26 protein-coding genes are annotated in these 19036 nt (G+C 70.0%); all 26 read left to right on the plus strand.

Annotation, left to right across the window (positions count from 1 at the left end):
- Window positions 1–2: 2 nt before the first annotated feature.
- Entirely contained in the window at window positions 3–2420 is a 2418-nt protein-coding gene (locus tag ACFY10_RS30875; RefSeq protein ID WP_390668481.1) for a hypothetical protein, read from the plus strand.
- A 241-nt stretch (window positions 2421–2661) separates the two neighbouring features.
- Complete coding sequence (locus ACFY10_RS30880; RefSeq protein WP_390668482.1) at window positions 2662–3024, plus strand: hypothetical protein; 363 nt, start codon at window positions 2662–2664, stop codon at window positions 3022–3024.
- Between the two features lie 67 nt (window positions 3025–3091).
- Window positions 3092–3928, plus strand: a complete 837-nt coding sequence (locus tag ACFY10_RS30885) for a hypothetical protein (protein WP_390668483.1) — start codon at window positions 3092–3094, stop codon at window positions 3926–3928.
- A 13-nt stretch (window positions 3929–3941) separates the two neighbouring features.
- Window positions 3942–4814 (plus strand): GH25 family lysozyme, encoded by an 873-nt coding sequence (locus tag ACFY10_RS30890; protein WP_390668484.1) that lies wholly within the window; start codon window positions 3942–3944, stop codon window positions 4812–4814.
- A 7-nt stretch (window positions 4815–4821) separates the two neighbouring features.
- On the plus strand, window positions 4822–5043 hold the full coding sequence (locus tag ACFY10_RS30895; RefSeq protein WP_390668485.1) for a hypothetical protein: 222 nt from the start codon (window positions 4822–4824) through the stop codon (window positions 5041–5043).
- Between the two features lie 3 nt (window positions 5044–5046).
- Window positions 5047–5283, plus strand: coding sequence for a hypothetical protein (locus ACFY10_RS30900; protein WP_390668486.1), 237 nt, complete (start codon window positions 5047–5049; stop codon window positions 5281–5283).
- Between the two features lie 174 nt (window positions 5284–5457).
- Window positions 5458–6021 (plus strand): hypothetical protein, encoded by a 564-nt coding sequence (locus ACFY10_RS30905; protein ID WP_390668487.1) that lies wholly within the window; start codon window positions 5458–5460, stop codon window positions 6019–6021.
- Between the two features lie 231 nt (window positions 6022–6252).
- Window positions 6253–6603 (plus strand): hypothetical protein, encoded by a 351-nt coding sequence (locus tag ACFY10_RS30910; protein WP_390668488.1) that lies wholly within the window; start codon window positions 6253–6255, stop codon window positions 6601–6603.
- 27 nt (window positions 6604–6630) lie between these two features.
- Complete coding sequence (locus ACFY10_RS30915) at window positions 6631–7818, plus strand: AAA family ATPase (RefSeq protein WP_390668489.1); 1188 nt, start codon at window positions 6631–6633, stop codon at window positions 7816–7818.
- Between the two features lie 59 nt (window positions 7819–7877).
- Entirely contained in the window at window positions 7878–9014 is a 1137-nt protein-coding gene (locus ACFY10_RS30920) for a PD-(D/E)XK nuclease family protein (RefSeq protein WP_390668490.1), read from the plus strand.
- 64 nt (window positions 9015–9078) lie between these two features.
- A complete protein-coding gene (locus ACFY10_RS30925) occupies window positions 9079–9981 on the plus strand; it encodes a hypothetical protein (RefSeq protein WP_390668491.1) in 903 nt (300 codons plus the stop codon).
- Window positions 9982–10060: 79 nt separating this feature from the next.
- Window positions 10061–10528, plus strand: a complete 468-nt coding sequence (locus ACFY10_RS30930) for a hypothetical protein (RefSeq protein ID WP_390668492.1) — start codon at window positions 10061–10063, stop codon at window positions 10526–10528.
- A gap of 90 nt (window positions 10529–10618) precedes the next feature.
- Window positions 10619–11194 (plus strand): hypothetical protein, encoded by a 576-nt coding sequence (locus ACFY10_RS30935; protein ID WP_390668493.1) that lies wholly within the window; start codon window positions 10619–10621, stop codon window positions 11192–11194.
- Between the two features lie 96 nt (window positions 11195–11290).
- Window positions 11291–11962, plus strand: a complete 672-nt coding sequence (locus ACFY10_RS30940) for a hypothetical protein (protein WP_390668494.1) — start codon at window positions 11291–11293, stop codon at window positions 11960–11962.
- Between the two features lie 65 nt (window positions 11963–12027).
- Window positions 12028–12222: a hypothetical protein gene (locus ACFY10_RS30945; RefSeq protein WP_390668495.1), complete on the plus strand. Its 195-nt coding sequence runs from the start codon at window positions 12028–12030 to the stop codon at window positions 12220–12222.
- Between the two features lie 60 nt (window positions 12223–12282).
- Window positions 12283–13827, plus strand: coding sequence for a DNA cytosine methyltransferase (locus ACFY10_RS30950; RefSeq protein WP_390668496.1), 1545 nt, complete (start codon window positions 12283–12285; stop codon window positions 13825–13827).
- A complete protein-coding gene (locus ACFY10_RS30955) occupies window positions 13824–14261 on the plus strand; it encodes a hypothetical protein (RefSeq protein ID WP_390668497.1) in 438 nt (145 codons plus the stop codon). Before ACFY10_RS30950 ends, ACFY10_RS30955 begins: the two co-directional genes overlap by 4 nt.
- Before the next feature lie 111 nt (window positions 14262–14372).
- Window positions 14373–14552 (plus strand): hypothetical protein, encoded by a 180-nt coding sequence (locus tag ACFY10_RS30960; protein WP_390668498.1) that lies wholly within the window; start codon window positions 14373–14375, stop codon window positions 14550–14552.
- A 25-nt stretch (window positions 14553–14577) separates the two neighbouring features.
- Window positions 14578–15120 carry a hypothetical protein gene (locus tag ACFY10_RS30965; RefSeq protein ID WP_390668499.1) on the plus strand — a complete coding sequence of 181 codons (543 nt, stop codon included), beginning with the start codon at window positions 14578–14580 and terminating at the stop codon, window positions 15118–15120.
- Between the two features lie 87 nt (window positions 15121–15207).
- Window positions 15208–15666, plus strand: coding sequence for a hypothetical protein (locus tag ACFY10_RS30970; protein WP_390668500.1), 459 nt, complete (start codon window positions 15208–15210; stop codon window positions 15664–15666).
- A 56-nt stretch (window positions 15667–15722) separates the two neighbouring features.
- Window positions 15723–16400 carry a hypothetical protein gene (locus tag ACFY10_RS30975; RefSeq protein ID WP_390668501.1) on the plus strand — a complete coding sequence of 226 codons (678 nt, stop codon included), beginning with the start codon at window positions 15723–15725 and terminating at the stop codon, window positions 16398–16400.
- Window positions 16401–16417: 17 nt separating this feature from the next.
- Window positions 16418–16729 carry a hypothetical protein gene (locus tag ACFY10_RS30980; RefSeq protein ID WP_390668502.1) on the plus strand — a complete coding sequence of 104 codons (312 nt, stop codon included), beginning with the start codon at window positions 16418–16420 and terminating at the stop codon, window positions 16727–16729.
- An 84-nt stretch (window positions 16730–16813) separates the two neighbouring features.
- Window positions 16814–17185 (plus strand): hypothetical protein, encoded by a 372-nt coding sequence (locus ACFY10_RS30985; protein ID WP_390668503.1) that lies wholly within the window; start codon window positions 16814–16816, stop codon window positions 17183–17185.
- Between the two features lie 59 nt (window positions 17186–17244).
- Window positions 17245–17637, plus strand: a complete 393-nt coding sequence (locus ACFY10_RS30990) for a hypothetical protein (protein ID WP_390668504.1) — start codon at window positions 17245–17247, stop codon at window positions 17635–17637.
- Window positions 17638–17721: 84 nt separating this feature from the next.
- Window positions 17722–18309, plus strand: a complete 588-nt coding sequence (locus ACFY10_RS30995) for a hypothetical protein (protein ID WP_390668505.1) — start codon at window positions 17722–17724, stop codon at window positions 18307–18309.
- A gap of 75 nt (window positions 18310–18384) precedes the next feature.
- The gene (locus tag ACFY10_RS31000) at window positions 18385–19008 is read left to right on the plus strand and encodes a hypothetical protein (protein WP_390668506.1); all 624 of its coding nucleotides are present in this window, start codon (window positions 18385–18387) and stop codon (window positions 19006–19008) included.
- Window positions 19009–19036 lie beyond the last annotated feature (28 nt).

Consider the following 19036-nt stretch of genomic DNA (forward strand, 5'->3'; position numbering starts at 1 on the left):
CCATGGCCGACACCCTCTCTGGCCTGGCAGCCAGGATCGCCAAACTGGAGCGTCTGGTGCGCGACCTGGCGCGGTCCAGCCGTCTGGCGAACTCGTCGATCGAGAATGGCTCCGTAGGCGTCTACGACAGCGACGGCCTGCTTCGCGGCAGTATCGGCTTGCAGCAGGACGGCACGGTGGCCATGGCCGCAGTCAACGGCCCGCCCCCGCCCGTCCCGGCCACACCAGCCCTCGTCTCCGTCCTGGGCGGTGTGGCCGTCACCTGGGACGGCACCTTCGCTGACGGCAGTTCGGCCCCGGCCGACTTCGCCTACGTGGCGGTGCACTTCTCCACCGGCGGTGACTTCACCGCCGGTGACTCCCTGTTCTCCGCGTTCCACGCCCCCTCGGGCGGGTCGATGACGGTGCCTGCGAATGTGCCGGTGTGGGTGCGCCTGGTGTGCGTGTCGACGTCCGGCGTCGCCTCCCGGCCGTCCGGCGAGGCGGGCCCGGTCGGGCCCGCCCCAGTCGTCGCGCAGGAGGTCTTGGACGGCATCGTGACCGAGCTGGCCCTGGCCGACGGTGCAGTCACCCGGGCGAAGATCGAGGCGGGCGCGGTGGACGGCACCGCTCTGGCCGACGGGGCGGTGACCACGCCGAAGCTGGTCGCGGGGGAGATCGACGGCCTGGTCCTCGCGGCCGGGACGGTCAACGCCGACAAGCTCGTGGCCGCCAGCATCACCGCCGCGCAGATCAAGGCGCTGAGTATCACCGGTGACCGGCTCGTCGCTAACACCGTCACTGCTGATCAGCTGGCAGCCGGCACGATCACCGCGGCGTCGGGTGTGATCTCTTCGATAGACGCCTCCGTGATCACTGTCGGCAAGATCAAGGCGACGCAGATAGACGCGACGAACTTGGTGATCTCCGGGGCCAACGTCAACGGCACGGTCACCGCCGCCACCACGTCGACCACCGCCACGACCGCGGGCTCCGCCACCACGGTGACCGGCTCGATCGGCTCCGGAGTGGTTCTGCCTCCCACCCAGATTGGCTCCGGGCAGATCCCGCAGACCACCACCATCAACGGTGGCTCCATCCTGACCGGCACCCTGGACGCGGCAGCCATCAAGGCTGGGACGATCTCCGTCGACAGGCTGACAGCGGGCCTGGCCGGGGCGGTCGGACAGAAGTGGTACGACTTCGGCGACTCGGCGTCGAAGTGGCAGAACCCAGGCGGCACGATGACCACTGTCGCCATCGCGGACTCGCAGTCAGGCGGCAACGTGATGCGGTGCGTCGGCTACGTGCAGGGGGCCTACCGGCCCGACGTGAAGGTGCCCTTCGACCCGTCGGTGACATACCGGGTCAGCCTGCGGATACGGCAGACCGTCGCCAACTCGACTCCCGGCACCAACCAGACGCTGTACGCGGGCGTGGCGGGCCTGGCGGGCGACGGCGTGACGTTCGTCAACAACACCGGCGCGAACTCGAAATCCAGTCAGTTCTATGTGGTGGCCGACGGTCAGCAGCTGGTCGCCGGCGCGGGCTGGGCGACGTACACCGGCTACCTCAAGGGCACCTCGGACAGTCCCGTCAGGACGACGGCCCCGAACGCCAACGCGCCCGCCCAACTGCACTCCAGCGTCCGCTACATCACGCCGTTCCTGTACGCCAACTACCAGGGCGGCACCGGCACGGTCGAGATCGACATGTACGCCATCGAGGTCGTGGAGTCCGGCGGGATCACCGCGAGCAACATCAAGGCCGGGGCCATCGACGGGCAGACGATCACGGGGGCCGTCGTCCGGGCCGTCCGTGGAGACGGCTCGGTGGCCGCGCTCATGGCGCCGGATATCGGTGACGGACAGGCGGGTTTCCAGACCACATCGGCCGACGGCACCACGTACTCGCGGCTGGAGTCCGGAGAGCTGACGTTTGGTTCGCCGAACGTGGCGCAGGTGGTCCCCACCGGCATCACCGGCAAGGCGTCCGGCGGTACCCTCGACATTCAGTCAGGGATGATCGCGGGCGGCGCACAGGCGCACATCATCCTCGCGAGCGGAGACAGCCCGCTCGCTCCCGGCGACGGCTCGCCGTGCATCTCCCTGGAGTGGGACGGAAGCAGCGGCCCCAACAACCCCGACATGTGGGTGGACGTGTCCGGCGTGCTGGACCCCCGCAATTTCGCGTGGGGGAAGGTCACCATCACGCCCGTGGCCAACACGCCAACCTCCGTCACCATCACTGGACTTCGCTCTGGCAATGTCCGGGGGAAGACGTTCTTCGCCTACGCCACCGCATCCACGTCGGTGCCCGGCACACAGGTGACCGGCGTCGGCGTCACGGCCGTCTCAAGTACATCGCTCACGGTCTGGCTCACCCGCACCAACACCACCGCCACAACCGTCTATTGGCTCGTCCTAGGAAGCAGGACCTGACGTGGAAGAAGACCCCACCACCATGAACGTGACGTGCCAAACCGAAGGGTGTCCCGTCGCCGGTGTCACATACACCGCGGACATGTACCTCAACCCCGAGCCGCCGACGTGGCGCGCTGTCTGCGCGCAGTGCGGCAACGCGGTCACCGACATCGTGCCCGCCCCTGTGCCCTGATCGCGCGTCGTGCCGTGCCCGTAGACTCGTTGGCGGCGCGGGGCACGCCTACCTGAGGAGTGCGCGGTGACACAGCCGCCGAGCGCCGAGCCCACCCTGTGGGAGCTGCACCGCGCGCTGCAGCAGATGCGCGAAGACCAGAACGACGGCATCAAGCAGCTCCGCGACGACCTGCGCGGCGACCTCGCCGCGATGAACGCCCGCTTCGAGGAGACCGTCACCAAAGAGGTCTACCAGGCCGATCAGCGGCTGGTGAACCAGCGGCTGCAGGGCCTGGAGGAGGCGCAGCGGGCTGCAGTTCGGGCCCGCGAGGCCGACCAGCAGCAGGCGGCCAACACCCGCAAGTGGGTGGTGTCGGCTTTCATCGCGCCACTGCTGGTCGCCTTACTGCAGCTGTGGCTGACCAGCAAGGTCGGCGCCAGCCCGTAGCGGCGCATCACCGCGGCAGCCCACGCATTCTTCGTTCGTCCGGCGCGGGGGAGAAACGGCACCGGACGTGCCTCTTACTCACGGCATCCTCACCCACCGCTACCCACACCACACGAAGCTCGGCCGCCACCAGGTCCTCGACGCACGCTCCCTGCAGTGGGTGCATGAGCACACCGGGGCGACCCTCAAGCCAGTTCAGCACAGCCCGCGCATCCCGGTCCTGGACCAGGAGGACCTGTTCGCGCAGGGCATCTACCTTTCCCAAATCATCGCCGGCGCGAAGGACGTTGACGCGCTCGGCTCGTGCACGGGCAACGCCGGTACGGCCGCGGCGTCGCTGCTGATCGACGACGCGGAGGCGCAGGCGGCCGGGCTGGACATGACCGACGCCAAGGGCGCCGAGGTGTGGGCGATCGGCCTGTACGCCGAGGCGACCGGCCGGGACGACTCCGCCGGCCAGTTCCCGCCGGCCGACACCGGCAGTTCGGGCCTTGCCATCGCCAAGGTCCTCAAGCGGCGCGGCCTGGTCGGTCACTACCGGCACGCCACCAACGCCACTGCGGTGGCGTCCCTGCTGCAGACCGGGGGCCTGCTGTTCGGCGTGCCCTGGTTCAAAGCGTGGTTCGAGCCTGACCGGAATGGCTTCATCGACACCGGCAACTGGGAGTCCTCGCCGCTGGCGGGCGGCCACGAGATCTTCGTGACCGGTCTGGAGCAGGTGGTGCAGGACCACGCCGGCCGTGTCGAGCCCGGGTCCACTGTCATCCGCTTCCGCAACTCCTGGTCGCGGTCGTGGGGCGACGACGGCGACGGGCTGATGACACTCGCCACCTACCAGCGGCTGCGCCGCTACATCGACGCCATCCAACTGGCCAAGTCCGACGCGATCCAACTGCGGAAGTAAGGAGACCGGGCCGATGCTCAAGGCCATCGACATCAGCGGCCTGCAGGCGCACCCCGACATGGACGGCGTGGACGTCGTCCTGATCAAGGCGTCCGAGGGCCGCACCTACGCCAACCCGCTGCGCGACGCCCAGGAGAAGGCTGCGCGGGGTGGGGGCAAGCAGGTCGGCTGGTACCACTTCCTGTGGCCCGGCAACATTCAGGCACAGGCCGAATGGTTCGTTCGCTGCGCTGACCCGCGGCCCGGCGATGTGCTGGCGTGCGACTGGGAGAGCACGCTCGACAACACCGCGGCGACGTGCGCCGAGAAGGACCAGTTCCTGGCGGCCGTGAAGCGGCTGTGCCCGCACCTGCGGGTCATCCTCTATTGCAACCTCGACTTCTGGAAGCGGCGCGACTCGACCTCTGAGTGCGGCGATGGCCTGTGGATCGCTGACCCGGACGTCCCGGCGGGCAAGCCGCGCGTGACGCACTCGTGGGTGATCCACCAGTACGGCATCCGGGGCGGCCAGGACGTCGACGTGTGCAACTTCGCCTCGGTGCAGGCATGGAAGGACTGGGCGGGCGCATCGAAGACTCCGACCCCGCCGCCGAAGCCTACGCCGCCGAAGCCTAAGCCGTACGTGCCGCCGGCGTTCCCCAAGGGCCTGGCGCCGGGTAAGTCCACGCCGTCGGCTAAGCCGCTGCAGCGGGCGCTTCGAGCGGCCAACTTCATGGCGATCTCCGACTCCGACCTGTCGGACACGTACGGGCCGCGCACCGAAGCCGGTGTGGGCCGCTTCTACGACAAGCACCCGCAGTTCCGGTCCAAGGGCAAGCCGCACGACACGGCGATCGGGCCGAAGGGCTGGGCGTTCCTGTTCACCCTCGCCTACGGCCGGAAGTGAGCGGGCGGTGACCGAGACCGACGTCATCCGCCGGTTCACGTTCCACCCGGCCGACACCGACGAGCGCCGCCAGGCCCACGAGGACATCCGGTCCGGCTGCCTGGAACTGGCGCTGATGCTGCACAACGAGCTGCCCGCTGGCGCCGAGAAGCAGTCGGCCATGTTCCGTCTCGAAGAAGTCATGTTCTGGGCGAACGCTGCGATCGCCCGCCAACCCAGGGAGTCCTGAACCGTGAACCTGTACCTGTCTTTGATCCGTACCGGCGTCCCGGCGCTGGTTGGCTGGCTGGTGGCGCTGGCCGCCCGCCACGGCCTGGGCCTGGACGCGCAGGCCCTGAACGGGGTGCTGGTCCCCGTGGCCGCGTTCTGCTACTACGCGGTGTTCCGTCTGGCCGAGCAGTACGTGTCGCCGAGGTTCGGGTGGCTGCTGGGCTACGCCCGGCCGCCGCAGTACGACCTCGCCGCGTAGCTCGGCTGATCCGACGCCAGTAAACGACCAGGCCCCCACCGCACTTGGTGGGGGCCTGACCTCTTGGAGGGCTCAAGCGTAGCAGTGTCGGAAACTGTCCCCCGGCACGCTGAAAGGCTGCCCCTTCGGCCGGCCAGTTAGAATCTAATGGCAGTCCAGTGAGAAGGGGGTCCGGTGGTGGCGGGGAAGCCGTTCCTGGCCGGCAGGCAGGAGTTCGCCGCCCTGTACGGGGTGAAGCCCACGCAGGTCACGCAGTGGGTGGCGCGCGATGTGTTGAACTACGAGCACGCGGTGATCGTGTCCGGGTCGCCGTACTGGTTGCTGTCGTTCGCGCGCGGGTTCGGGCAGATGACGCCGCGGCCGAAGGAGCTGGACCAGCGGGTCCTGCAGCAGCTGGTGGCCGCGCAGGAGCCCGGCGTGTGGGCGCGCAGCGTGAACGAGGTGCCGCCGCTGGTGGGCCTGCAGGAGGCGACCGCGTTGTTCGGCCTGTCCAGCCAGCAGAACCTGTCGGCCGTGGTGCGGCAGGGCCGGTTCGCGCCGGCGGACTACCAGCTGTCGGGTTCGCCGCTGTGGCTGCTGGACACCCTCATCGAGGCCGCGCCCGAGATTCAGGCGAAGTCCCGCACGGTTATGTGGGCGATCGTGCCGCAGGTCGAGGCGGCGCTGCGGCAGGGCCGCTACACCGGTCCCGGCTCGGTGATCGTCCCCCGTGGGCGTGCCGCCGCGAAGGCCCTCTGACCTGCGGAAGTAGCTCGACACGACTCCCCAAATGAGGCTAGAATAAGAGCAGTGATGCCGGATGGTGCCGCTGCTCTTGCCTTTGGAGGGAATGATGTATGCCGCCGCAGTCACGGCACGGTCGCCGACCGTCCGGCGCGAGTTTCAGGTCGGCATGCTGGTTGATCGCGTCAGGCCCTTCGTGAAAGATGTGCCACAACATTCGAGGGTGTTCGCACTTCCGGGGGTCTCGTGCTCATTCACCAGCAGCAACTGCCCGGCCTGGACGACATCCAGCGCGTCCAGCAGCCCGCCATCGACCCCGGCCAGTCCATCCAGCAGCGGTTCGAGGTGTTCCACGCCCTCAATCCGTGGGTGCTGCGGCACCTGGAGGCACTGACCACCGACTGCGTCGCCAAGGGCTTCCGCCGCGTCGGCATCGGGATGCTCTTCGAGCTCCTGCGCTGGCGCTACGGAGAGGCCACTCAAGGCGACGCCTTCCGCCTCAACAACAACTTCCGCAGCCGGTACGTGCGGCTCCTGATCGAGCGCCACCCCGAGTGGGCGCGGCTGTTCGAGACCAGGGCCCTGCGCGCCGCATGAGACCAACGACCTCTTGGAGCAGCCCTAATGGGCATCAAGCTGAAAACCCGCAAGCCGACCGGCATCGTGCCGTGGCCGCTCATCCTCCTCGAAGGTGAGGAGGGCGCCGGAAAGACGTACTCCGCCGCCGAGTTCTCCGCCTCCGACCGCATCGGCCAGATGTACTGGGTCGACCTGGCGGAGGGCAGCGCCGACGAGTATGCGGCGATCCCCGGCGCCGACTACGAGATCATCGACCACGACGGCTCCTACCGGGACATCCTGGAGCAGATTCGGGCCGTGCACGCTGAGGCCCGCCGGGCAGCGGCTGCCGGCGAGCCGCCCGTGGTGCTGACCATCGACTCGGGCTCCTCGCTGTGGCGCATGCTCAAGTCCTGGACCCACGAGCGGGCCCGGCGCGGCAAGAGCAACGCGCAGCGGCTGCAGGACGACCCGGACGCCGCGATCGACGTCGGCATGAACCTGTGGAACGACGCCACCGAGCGGTGGCTGGAGGTCGTCCACCTGCTGCAGACCTTCCCCGGCATCGCCATCATCACCGCTCGGGGCAAGCAGATCACTGCCATCGACGACAACGGCAAGCCCGTCCAGGACCGCGGCCGCGTCCTGAAGGAGTGGAAGGTCCAGGCCCAGAAGGACCTGGCGTTCGACTGCTCGGTGTGGGTGCGCATGCGCCGCGGCCGGGCCCCACAGGTTGTCAAGGCCCGCTCGCTGCAGCTGCGCATCGAGGACGGCAAGCCGCTGACCCTGCCGGACTTCTCCGTCGAGGACCTCGTCTTCAACCGGCTCGGCTGCTCGGTGGAGTCGCAGCCCCGCCAGATGCCCGCCCTGGTCGGCGACCGGGTGCAGGCGTGGCTGGATGAGCACGACGTGTTGGAGCTGCGCGACGTCGAGCGGCTGCGCGAGCTGTGGTGGGACGCGGCCGGCGACGAGACGGGCCTGACCCGCGCCGAGGTCGTCTCGATCCGCGCTGCGATCGAACGGAAGGTCGCCGAGATCGAGAACCCGCCCGCGGAGATGGGCGAGGGCCCGGTCAGCGATGCCGACCGGCTGCGGGCTGTCGTCGAGCGCAGGGCCGAGGAGGGCGACGACGAGCCCGACGACGACCCCGAGCCGGACAAGCGCCCCGTCCGTAAGGCCCCCGCCAAGCGCACGGCTGCCAAGCGCAGCCCGGCCAAGCGCGCCACCGCCAAGACGACCGCCGCCCGGCGCTGACCTGCGCCTGCGGGCCGGGCCCTGTACGGCCCGGCCCGCCCCACACGTTTGGAGACCTGATGACCGCTCAGCCTGTGGAATCGACACCGTCCCTGTGGACGGCCGCACACGATGTCGACGCGAGACGGCCGCGTTCCTTGCAGCGGCAGCTCGGCGCCTCGGACACGGTGTGCGAGCGCCGCGCCGCCTACATCGTGGCCGGGACCGCCCCGACCGACCAGAGCGACAAGCGTGCCGCGATCCTCGGCACCTACATCCATGAGGGCCTGCTGGGCGCGGCGCGCAGCGAGTACGGCTGGCTGGTGGAGCGCGCCGTCGCTGACGACACGATCAAGGGCCACATCGACGCCGTGCAGCTCGACGAGGCGACCGCCCGCCGCGTCCCGGCCCGCCACCGCCCCAAGGTGTCCGCCGAGGGCGGGGTGACGGTGGAGGACGTCAAGACGAAGTCGACGTTCCTGTGGGACAAGGTGCGCCGCTACGGGCCCACCGAGGCCGAGCTGCGCCAGGTGTACCTGTACGCCGACCTGCTGCGCACGGTCGGCTTCGAGGACGTGCGCGGCCAGCGGTACCTGGCCAAGCTCGGCCCGCTGGAGGTGGCGCGGATCCGGTTCCGCTTCGTCAACCGCGACAACGGCGAAGAGCACGTCGAGGAGTTCGCGTTCGACCCGATGGAGGCCACCCGCGCCCGCTGGTGGGTGCAGCGTGTGCGTGAGCTGGACTCCCCGGAGGAGGGGCGCCGCGATTTCGACGGGCCTGGCCTGGATGCCATTTGCGACCACTGCCCGTTCATGACGGCCTGCTGGGGCCTGCCCGAGCGGCCTGGCACCCCCGTGCAGACCGTCCTCATCCACGACGACGCCGACCGCGCGGAGACCCTCGCCGACTACATACGCGGACACGAACTGGAGACCGAGGGCAAGCGGATCAAGAAGCTCGCCCGGGCGAAGATCGACGCCTCCCCGGCGGGCGCGTACGGCAGCAACGAGCTGGCGTGGGGCGGCGGCAACCCGACGTGGGCAATCGACGTGGAGGCCATGGTCGACGTGCACGAGGAGGCGGGCATCCCGGTGCCGATGGTGCCCGACGAGAAGCGGATGGTCGCCAACTTGAAGGAGGCGGGCCTGGCCGTCCCTGAGAAGAGGACTGCCCAGACGACGCCCCGGACCATCATCGTGCGGCCCTTCAAGGCCTGACCGGACGGCCGCCGCTCGCCCCAGGCGGGGGCGGGCGGCGGTGTGCCCGTGGAGGGAACTTCCGTTGTCCATTCACCTGATGGTCGTCGCCGCGTACCTGCCCGATGACGTGGTGACTCAGGGGCAGAAGCTGGCCCTGATGAAGATCTGCGACTCGGCTGACGACGAGACGCGCCTGTCGAAGCCGGGTCTGCGCAGGCTGCGGGCGTGGGTCGGCGTGACCGAGAAGCGGTGCATGACCATCGTCACCGAGTTGGTCGCCAAGGGCCTCATAGAGCGCGTGGAGGTCGGCAAGTCGGGCCGCCGCGCGGTCTACCGGGTTTTCCCGTTGGGGGTGCCGCCGATCCCGTCCAACGACGATCTGGACGCCCGTTTCAAGGAGGCCGACGCGGCTCCGAAGAACTCGCGCAAGGCCCGCACCGGGGTTACTCGAGCGGCGCCGTCCAAGCCCGCGATGACGCACGAGGACATCGACGCGCGTGCGCTGGCCGCCGGCGAGGGCGTGAAGGAGGCAGGGTTCCACGAGTGGAACCCTGCCGAGGACAAGGGCAGGGTTCCACCGGTGGAACCCTCTGGGTTTCACGGGGGGAACCCAGAGGGTTCCACGGATGGAACCCCTTCTTTTCCTCCTTCTTCCTCTGTCCTTCCTTTCCCCCCTACCCCCACGGCTGACGCCGCGGGGGAGCCCACCGGTGGCTGCTCCAGACACCCTGTTCCTGCTGCGAATTGCCGCGCCTGCGGCACGAACCCGCGTGCCGGCCGGGCGGCGCGGGAGCGGGACCGGGCGGAGGCGGAGCGGAATGCCCAGCAGGAGTGGCTGCGCGAATATCAGAAGGACCTGGCGATGGCCCGGCGGGTGGCGCAGGAGAGGCCCGAGGATGTGGAGGCCGCCCGGCTGGCGGCCCGTCAGGCGGCCCGCCAAGGGCGGGAGAAGAGCCGCGAGACGCCTCCGCCCCCGAAATTTTGAATCTTGACCCCCACCTTAATGCCGTTAGAATAAGAGGAATGGGAGGGGGATCCTCCCCCGATACCGCAAGGAGAACCGCATGAGCGAGCAGCCGACCACAGACGCGGCAACCGTCACCCTCCCGGACGGGAGTTGGAAGCTGAAGGTTACGTACGAAGAGGGCAAGACCATCGCCGAGGTCTGGTCGTTCGGTGTGAAGCTGAGCATCACGACCCTGACCGCCGAGGGCGTTGTCACCGTCGAGGACCCAGCCAGCGGCCCGGTCGTCCACCGCTTCGCCGACACCTGTGAGGCGTACGACGCCACCCAGTGCCGCGACGACATCCGCGATGGCGACGTCCTGGTCGTCGAGTCCGAACGGGTTGTCGGATTCCTCGACGCCGCCTGGCCGGTCGCCATCACTGAGGCGCGCGGCGAGTTCCACGGCCTGAAGGTCCCCGCTCGCGAGTACAAGGACGGCCACTTCACGGCCAGCGTCGACCTCGGCGAGCGGATCGCCGCCGAACTCGGCTTCCCTCTGGCCTCCAAGCACGCTCACGCCTCCTGACCCCCCGATGCGGGTGGCGGACCAGCCCCGTCGCCCGCCCGGCGTATGTGCCACACCACTCGACCGAATTGCTCCTCTTGGAGGAACCACATGGGCCACCTGCCCACCCTGCGCAGCGAGCATCCCGACCGCCTGGTCCTGGACTCTGCCCAGCAGGTCACTCCCGTCCTGATCGCCCTCGCTCGCGCCTGGCGCGAGGACCCCGTGGGTATCGGCGCCCTGTTCGCCGACATCGCCGACCGTGACGACCAGGCTCGCGCCGAGGCGCACCTGGATGGCCTCGGTGACGGCGAGCACGCCCGCGATCAGCTCGCCGACGAGCTGCTCACCGAGGTCGGCGGCGCCGAATTCCACCTCGGCCGTACCTGCGACCGGCGCGCCGCCCATCAGGCGCGGCGGATCGCCGAGGAGGCCCGCCGCATGGCCGACATCCTCGACGCCCAGGCCAACTGGATCACGATCGAGGTCGAGGAGGCTGAGCGGCAGCGCGCCGCCCGGGACAACGCCGAGCTGCGGCGCCTTCGGGCCTTGCTCGGCCACGTCGGCATCCTCCCCGCCGGGGCGGCGGTCACCGTCCCGGTCCGCTGCGGGCACTGCGGCTGCTGGCCGCACCGCGCGAACGGTCTGCCTGCTGCCTGGGTTGCGGAGCCCCGGGCCACGCCATGACTGTGAGCCACTGAGGGCGGGGCGGCGGAATGAGTCGCCCCCCTGTTCGAAATGTGCCACAACTCTGTACCGTACGAGCTACCTCTTGGAGATCGAATGAGCATCGCACCCCTTCCTGACCACGGCCGCGTCAACCGGCCCGAGTGGCAGGCCCTGTGGCAGCAGTACGAGCCGGTCACCACGCCGCTGCGCATGGTCGGCCTCGTCTGCGACATCGAGACCTGCGGCGGCCAGACCGTCATCTACGTCGACCTGCCCGACGGCACGCACCTGGTCATCGCCGATCACGACGCGCTGCCGGATCGGCTGGAGCAGGTCACCGGCTGGCTCATCCAGCGCGGCCACCACGACAACCCCAACTACGACGCCTTGGTCTTCGACTCCACCGAGAGCGGCGAGCACGAGAAGCACGGTGCGGACATCGTCTCGATGCTCGCCGCCATCGCCCTGCACCTGAAGTCCCTTCCCGACGCGGACACACAGACGGCCGGAACCAGGCTCGGCGAGGTCCTGCTGGCGTCCGCTCAGCGGTTCGCCGTCGCGGTCACCGGCGTCACCTCCCAGCACGCCGCTCACGGCCGGGTCATCAGCGGTCCCTTCGACAGCCACCAGGAGGCGGTCAAGGAGTACGGCTGGCAGACCCACCTCCTCGAAGAGGGGGGTTGGAAGACGGTCCACGAACAGGGCGGTACCGAGTGGCCTCTGACGCTGTGGCAGCGCCGCGACGTGGTGGTGCTCATCTTCGTCGCCCGCCTGCCCCTCATCTGACCCCCACCCCGACCGGCCCGGCCCCGCACGGCGCGGGGCCGGGCGCTCAACCTCTTGGACAACTCGTGACCGACACCCAGCCCCAGCCCCAGGCCTCGCCGCCGGCCGCCGCCTGCTTCTGCGTCATCGCGCACGCCGTCACCGCCGCCGACCGCGAGCGGATCCGCAACGCCATCGACTACGCCCGCGAGGTTGGCGACCTGGAGGCCCTGCCGCTGCTCCTGCTGCAGCTGACCGGCCCCTGCCCCGCCCGCGCCTGACCACCCTCGGCCCCGCGCCGACACCGCGCGGGGCCCCAACCTCTTGGAGAACACACCTTGTTGGCCACTCTTCCCGCCAGCATCGAGCTGACGTTCAACGACCTGCTGGCCGGGGCCGGCGGATCCTCCTCCGGCCTGGTGGAGGCCGGTTGGCGCGGCAAGCTCGCCATGAACCACTGGCAGACCGCGATGGACTCCCACGCCGCCAACCACCCCAACATCGAGCACCTGACCGCCGACGTCACCGGCTATCCGATGCGATTCCTGCCCCGCGCCCTGCTGCTGTGGGCGTCGATCATCTGCACTGAGGTCAGCCCGGCCGGGGGCCTTATCCACCCCACCGATCAGATGAGCCTGACGGACGTCCTCGAGAGCCTTGATGAGGACGAGGCGGAGGAGTGGGAGGCGCTGACCCCGCAGGCGTTCGAGCGGACCCGGGCCACGGCCTGGTGCGTCGTGCGGGCTTGCGAGGCCAGGCGGTTCCCGTACGTGGTCATCGAGAACGTCGTCGAGTTCGTCCTGTCCTGGATCAACTTCAAGGACATGGTCAAGGCGTTGAAGACCCAGGGCTACGAGGCGCCGCAGATTCTGAGCGTCACCTCCGCGCACGTGGGCGACGACGACAACCTGCGCGCCCCACAGTGGCGGGATCGTGTTTACATACTTTTCCGCCTCAAGGGCATGCCCAAGCCGGACTTGGAGCCCCGCCCGCTGGCGTTCTGCTTCGAGTGCGGCAAGGACGTCCGCGCGAAGAAGGCGTGGTTCGACCCCAGGGTCCGGGTCGGCAAGTACCTGCGCGATTACAGCTACCGCTGCCCCAACAGGCGCTGCCGTCACGCCGAGGTCGAGCCGTACGTGCGCCCGGCCGCCTCGGTCATCAACTGGGACGACCTGGGCCAGCGCATCGGCGACCGCAAGAAGCCTCTGGTGGACACCACCATGGACCGCATCCGTGCGGGCCTGGCCAAGTTCCCCCACCAGCCCTCCTCGATCACCCTCAACCACGGCAAGGACGGCACCGACCGGGCCTACGCGGTGGCCGAGCGGCCGTTTTCGACTCGCACCATCAAGCAGGGTGACGCGCTGCTCGTGCCGACCGGCGGGAGCTGGAACACCGCGTGCAGCGACGTCGCCGACCCGATGCGCACCCGGCTGACTCGCGAGAGCGAGGCCCTGGTCACGGTCGACCCCGAGCCGTTCGTGATCACCTACCGGCAGAACGCCAACCCGGCGCTGGCGACCGAGCCGGTCACTGCCGTCACCGCGCAGGGCAATCATCACGGCCTGGTCGTCCCTGGCGGGGCAGTCCCGACCGAGCTGCGCAACGCCCTGGTCATCCCCTATCGCAAGGCCGCCGTCAAGACGGCCGCCGAGCCCGTTCACACGCTGACCACCCGCGACTCGGCCGCGCTCCTTCGCAGCGCGCCCGCGGTGGAGGACTGCAACTTCCGGATGCTCAAGCCCCGCGAGCAGCTGGGAGCCCAGCGGTTCCCTGACCGGTACGTCGTCGTCGGCAACCAGGCCGAGCAGACGATGCAGGCCGGGAACGCGGTCTCGGTCAACGTCGCCCGGCACATCGGCGAGCGCATCAAGGCCGTCCTGTGAACGGCGGCTGGACCCTTCGCGCACCCTGCCGCGGCCAGGCCGGTTTCACCGTCCGCGAGAACGAGTGGAAGACCGGAGCCGACATCAAGCGTCTGTGCGGGGCCCAGCTCGCCACGTGCGGGCCGTGCCCGTTCCGCGCCGTGTGCATCGCCACCGTGAAACCGGCCCAGGCCCTGTTCGACGGCATCGCCGGCGGACGCCTGTGGTGCAACGGCGTCGTCATCGCCGCCCTCGACGACGTGTGCGACGAGGAGCTGGCCGAGCCGAAGCTGCGCGCCTCCTGCGGCACCGAGGCCGGAGCCAAAGACCACGTCCGCCACGGCGAACGCCCCTGCCCGTCCTGCCGCCAGGCGGCCCGCGAGATGACCGCGCGCCGCAAGGAGGCGAAGGCCAAGGAGCCCAAGCAGCTGCAGCTGGATTTCGCCACCACCTGACCGATCCGCCCGCCCCCACGGGGGCGGGCCCCACCCCGCCTTTGGAGGGAGCATGCCCCACCCCACGACCCCGAGCTGGGGGGCCACCGACACCGCCCCGGCGGGCGTGCAGTGATCCGCACCAAGGGCCGCGCCTGCACCGGCAAGCGCCGCCACGACACCCGCGACGAGGCCGAGGAGCACCGTGACCGGCTCATCGCCAGAGGCGCCGTGCGCCTGGCCGCCTACCCGTGCCGCAACCGCACCTGCGGCGGCTGGCACGTCGGCCACCTCCCCAAGCCCCGCACCTGACCCACCAACCCTCTTGGAGACACCCGTGAACCACATCACCGCCCTCTGCGCCCGCCTGGGAGAGCGCGCCGCCGGATCGTGGCAGGAAGAGGCTGCCGTGTGGCTGCTGGCCACGCACGGCTACTGGCTGCCCGAGCTGGAGCGCACGAGCTTGATCGTCGACGACGGCGACGGCCAGTCCCGCATCGCCTGGCGGCAGGTCGCCTCCGCGTGCCTGTCCGCCGGCGACGGCCAGCTGATCGGAACCCTGAGTCAGTGGCAGGTCCTGCGCCTGGCGTGTGTCCTGACCGGACGTCACGCCCTCTCTCTGGCCAACCTCGACTCACTGGACGAGCCGAACAGACGCCTCGCCCTGCACGCGATCGCGTGGGCGGCCGGCGGCCACGCATGGGCCGCGAGCCTCGGCCTGCTCCCGCCCCCCTACGACCCCGAAGCCCCCTCGAACCGCGTGCGGTGCGAGGCGCACACCGGCGCCCACGTCGAGACCGCCGACTGCCGACACCCGCACTACGTCGAGCCCACCGGACCTGAGCCGCAGGCCGGTCACCCCTACCGCGTCACCGACTGACACCCCCCGATCCGGGCCGCGCCCGCGGTGGCCACCCCCGTGGGCGCGGCCCCTACCACCCACCCTTCTTCAGAGAGCAGAGCCATCGTGGACACCTCCCGTCGCGCACAGCTGGTCATGGACGTCCTGCAGCACGCCATCAACCGCGACTTCGACGAGGCCATGCAGGTGATGGACGAGATCGCCGCAGCCAGCAACGGCCTTGAGATGTACGGCGTGTGCTGCGCTTTCGCCGACGCCGCACGGCAGACCCTCGTCCGCCTCTACGGGCACCCGAGCCCGGAGTTCCTGTGGGCGCTGGCCGCACCCGACCCGGCCCACGGCCCCCAGCACCCGGCGCACGCCTTCTCCCTGCGATTCATCACCGCCTACGCCAATCGCGACATGCCGATGTGCAAGGCCCTGTACCTGGCGGCGGCCAACGCCAACCCCGAGGACTACGGGCACTCCGTGACCGCGCTGATCGGCGACGTCGCCCACCTGGCCCGCGTCGCGCTGCAGGAGCTGCCCGCCGGCGGCGAGAGGCCTGCCCGGCACCTGCACTGAGCCCCGAAGCCGAGCTGCGCCCGCGGCCCCACCAACCCCGGAAGGAACACACCCCCGTGCACCTGCAGACAGCCCTCGTCCTGGAGCCCGCCGCCGTGGCGGTGCCGACCGTACGGCCCCCGCTGGTGATGGGCGTCGACCCGTCGCTGACGTGTACGGGCATCGCCGGCGACGGCTGGGCGGACGCGCTGCGCTGCAAGGGCAAGGGGCACCACCGGCTGCGGTGGCTGCGCGAGGAGATACGGCAGCGCACTCAAGCGGCCGACCTGGTGGTCATCGAGGGCGCGGCGTACGGGCGGGGTGGGCAGGCCGGGCATCACGAGCTGGCGGGCCTGTGGTGGATCCTCACGCAGGACCTGTGGGAGCAGAACATCCCGTACGCAGTCGTCAACCCGCACTCCCGCACGATCTACGCGACCGGCAGCGCCAACCCGGCCAAGGACCACCCGCGCGAGAAGCGGGCCCGGATCGCCAAGGGCATGGTGCGTGACGTGGTCGCCGAGCGGTACGGCCTGGAGTGCGACGGGCCGGGCCGCTACGACAAGGCGGACGCGTTCATCCTCGCCGCGATGGGCCTGCACTGGGCGGGCTGGCCGCTGGCGGTGGTGCCGGATACGCACCGCCGCGCGCTTGATGCGGTGCCCTGGCCCGAGCGCAGTGCCCGCCTGCAAGCCCCTGACCTGGTCATATGCGGAAAAAAATTCTTGACCTTACCTGAAATGCAACTAGAATAAGAGGAGGGGGGCGGGGAGTGCCCGCCCCGACCGGCCTCTTGGAGGAGCCCGTGATCACCCTGCTGGACCAGTTCGCCGCCCACCTCGGCGAAGCCGAAGACGCTGTCACCGCCATCGTCGGCGACAGCGCCTACGTCCGCTACGCCAACGACCCGGCCATCCTGAAGATCAGCACCCGGCCCGGGGTCGACGAGGTCAAGATCACCTTCCAGGTCGTCCACCCCGAGAACGGCCCGATCGACGCGGCCAGCTTCGTCTTGGCTCGCGCCCAGTCCTTCGACTTCGCCCTGGAGCAGCTGGAGGTGTACCAGGACATCTGGTTCGCCTGACCACCTCGTCCCATACCGGCCGTCCACCCGCCAGGTGGACGGCCGGTGCCGTCCCCGCAGGACCACGGCCTCTTGGAGGAAGCCATGAACAGCGCCGCCCGCACCGACCCCCTTGCAGCCCCGTACATGCTCACCACCGGTCAGGTGGCCGAGCGTCTCGCCGACGTCCTTGAAGGCCCGCACCTGCAGGCCCTGCTCGCCGAGCGATTCGGCCTCACCGCCGACGCCGCCGGCCAGGCCGCGATCTCCGTGGGCGCGGTCCTGAGTGCGACCCATCGGACGGCCGGCTACGGCCAGGACTTCCGCACGTGGATCGCCTGCATGCCCGAGGTGCTCCTCAAGTGCCTGGTGGAGATGGCCGCCCGCGCCGAGCGGGACGACTTCTCCATCAGTCACGCGCTGCACATCGGCCGCCAGATGCTCACCGAACTCCACCTGCGACTCCTGCCGTTCTGACGCGCTCCGGGGGCCGCCGCGGCGACGGCCCCAACTCCTCAACCGACTGGGAGAAAGCCATGAGCAAGACGATTCGCGGCGTCCGCCTCGACATCGACGGAACCCTCACCGACCTTCAACTGCCCCTCGACGACGAGGGTCTGCAGGCGGCGCTGCACGAAGCCGTCGGCGGCTGGGTCGAGATCGGCCATTACGCCCGCCCCGAGGGAAACCGCCGCCTGGCGGTGGCCGTGGACGCCGACGGCAGGCAGCGACAGGAGGAGAACCTGTACGCCACCTCACTGATCAACGCCATCTACCTCAAGCAACTGCCGGTCTGCCTGCGCGGGCCTGTCGTCCTGCTGGGGGCGCTGGACGAGTCGCGCCACTTCACCGACGTGCCCGAGCCGCTGTACGAGGTACTGCCGAAGGTCATCGACGCCCTCAAGACCCGCTACAGCGCCACCGCCTGACTCTCCGGCGGGCGGCGGGCACCTCCGCCGCCCGCACACATATGTGCCACACCGTTCGACCGAAAAAGCTTCTTGGAGATCTGTATGACCGTCACCGATCCGTCCGGCCGCCGCTGGACCGTGGTCTTCAACGACGAGCCGTATGCGATGCGCATCGTTGCCGTTGAACCCGCCCTTGAAGACTCTGGCGCCTCCGCCGAGTTTCACAGCGACCTGTACGCGGCCTGCCTGTCCTCGTACGAGGTAGAGGCCGCCACCACCGACGAGGCCCGGCGCACCGCCCGGCAGCTACACGACGTCGACCGCATCCGCAGTGTCCGCGCCCGCCAGCACGCCTGCCGCGCCCAACACCCCACGGCCCCTGCAGTCCGGCGCGTCGACCAGGTCCTCGCCGTCGCCACGCAGGCCCTCAGTGCCGCCGCGCAGGACCTGGACCTCACGGGCCAGGCCGTACGGTACGCCGATGCCATGGCCACGGCCGCGCTGCGCGCCGGATACCAGCACCGGGCGTGGCGACAGCGCGAGCTGAGCTTCGAGCAGTACGTCGGCCAGCTCGCTCTCACCACCGCGGCGACCCTCTTCCGGTACTCCGCGCTGGCGGCCGACGGCCGCAACGACGAGGCGGTGGCGCTGCTCGTCAACGCGCTCGCCGCCGCCAGCTCCGACCTCTGACCCCACCCCACCACTCACAGGGCCGGGCCCCGCACCGCGGGCGCCCGGCCCCTCTCGTCCCGAAAGGAACAGGCCGTGCCCGACACCAACCAGCCGCAACGGCCCGACGATCCCAAAGCCCGCATGATCGAAACCCGGGTTTGCATCGACGACACGTTCGGCCCCTACGACGCCAAGCTCGACCCCACCAACCGGTGGAAAGGCTGGCTCTGCCCGTTCTTCACGCTCGGCACCGTCCGTAAACTCGCCGCCCGCACGCAGGAGATGGCCAGCGAATACGGCTACGACAACCGCGACACCGTGCACGTCATCGACGGCGGCACCGACGGCGAGTCCGGCGCGATCGTTCTCCTCATCTCCTGGCAGCACCTCGACCAAGACGCCGAGTCGGACGCCTCGATCATCCAGCCCAACGACGAGGGCCGGTACGGCATCGGCGGCGGGCAGTGGACCTGGCACTTCGCGAGCTGGTGGTGCGCCTGCGGCTCCGACATGCCCTGGCACGTGACCGACTGCGAGGGCTGCGACCTCTCCCGCGACACCCAGCCCGAGAAGAAGCCGTGCGACTGCGGCTGCGACCCCCAGCAGGGCGTCTTCGGCGAGTACGACCTCAAGTCCGCAGTCAGCCAAGCGCACTTCCTCCGTACCGGCCGCTTCCTCCGCTGGTCCGAGCAGCCCGACGCCCAACCCTCTCTCTGACCCCGTACCACCCCGCCGGCGCCCCGCC

The organism is Streptomyces sp. NPDC001401 (genome assembly GCF_042895385.1).
Classification (GTDB): domain Bacteria; phylum Actinomycetota; class Actinomycetes; order Streptomycetales; family Streptomycetaceae; genus Streptomyces.

Bases quoted from the DNA above. Each gene is read 5' to 3' on its own strand.
- ACFY10_RS30875 (WP_390668481.1), top strand. From the start codon at position 3: ATGGCCGACACCCTCTCTGGCCTGGCAGCCAGGATCGCCAAACTGGAG.
- ACFY10_RS30890 (WP_390668484.1), top strand. From the start codon at position 3,942: ATGCTCAAGGCCATCGACATCAGCGGCCTGCAGGCGCACCCCGACATG.
- ACFY10_RS30915 (WP_390668489.1), top strand. From the start codon at position 6,631: ATGGGCATCAAGCTGAAAACCCGCAAGCCGACCGGCATCGTGCCGTGG.
- ACFY10_RS30920 (WP_390668490.1), top strand. From the start codon at position 7,878: ATGACCGCTCAGCCTGTGGAATCGACACCGTCCCTGTGGACGGCCGCA.
- ACFY10_RS30930 (WP_390668492.1), top strand. From the start codon at position 10,061: ATGAGCGAGCAGCCGACCACAGACGCGGCAACCGTCACCCTCCCGGAC.
- ACFY10_RS30935 (WP_390668493.1), top strand. From the start codon at position 10,619: ATGGGCCACCTGCCCACCCTGCGCAGCGAGCATCCCGACCGCCTGGTC.
- ACFY10_RS30940 (WP_390668494.1), top strand. From the start codon at position 11,291: ATGAGCATCGCACCCCTTCCTGACCACGGCCGCGTCAACCGGCCCGAG.
- ACFY10_RS30985 (WP_390668503.1), top strand. From the start codon at position 16,814: ATGAACAGCGCCGCCCGCACCGACCCCCTTGCAGCCCCGTACATGCTC.
- ACFY10_RS30990 (WP_390668504.1), top strand. From the start codon at position 17,245: ATGAGCAAGACGATTCGCGGCGTCCGCCTCGACATCGACGGAACCCTC.
- ACFY10_RS30995 (WP_390668505.1), top strand. From the start codon at position 17,722: ATGACCGTCACCGATCCGTCCGGCCGCCGCTGGACCGTGGTCTTCAAC.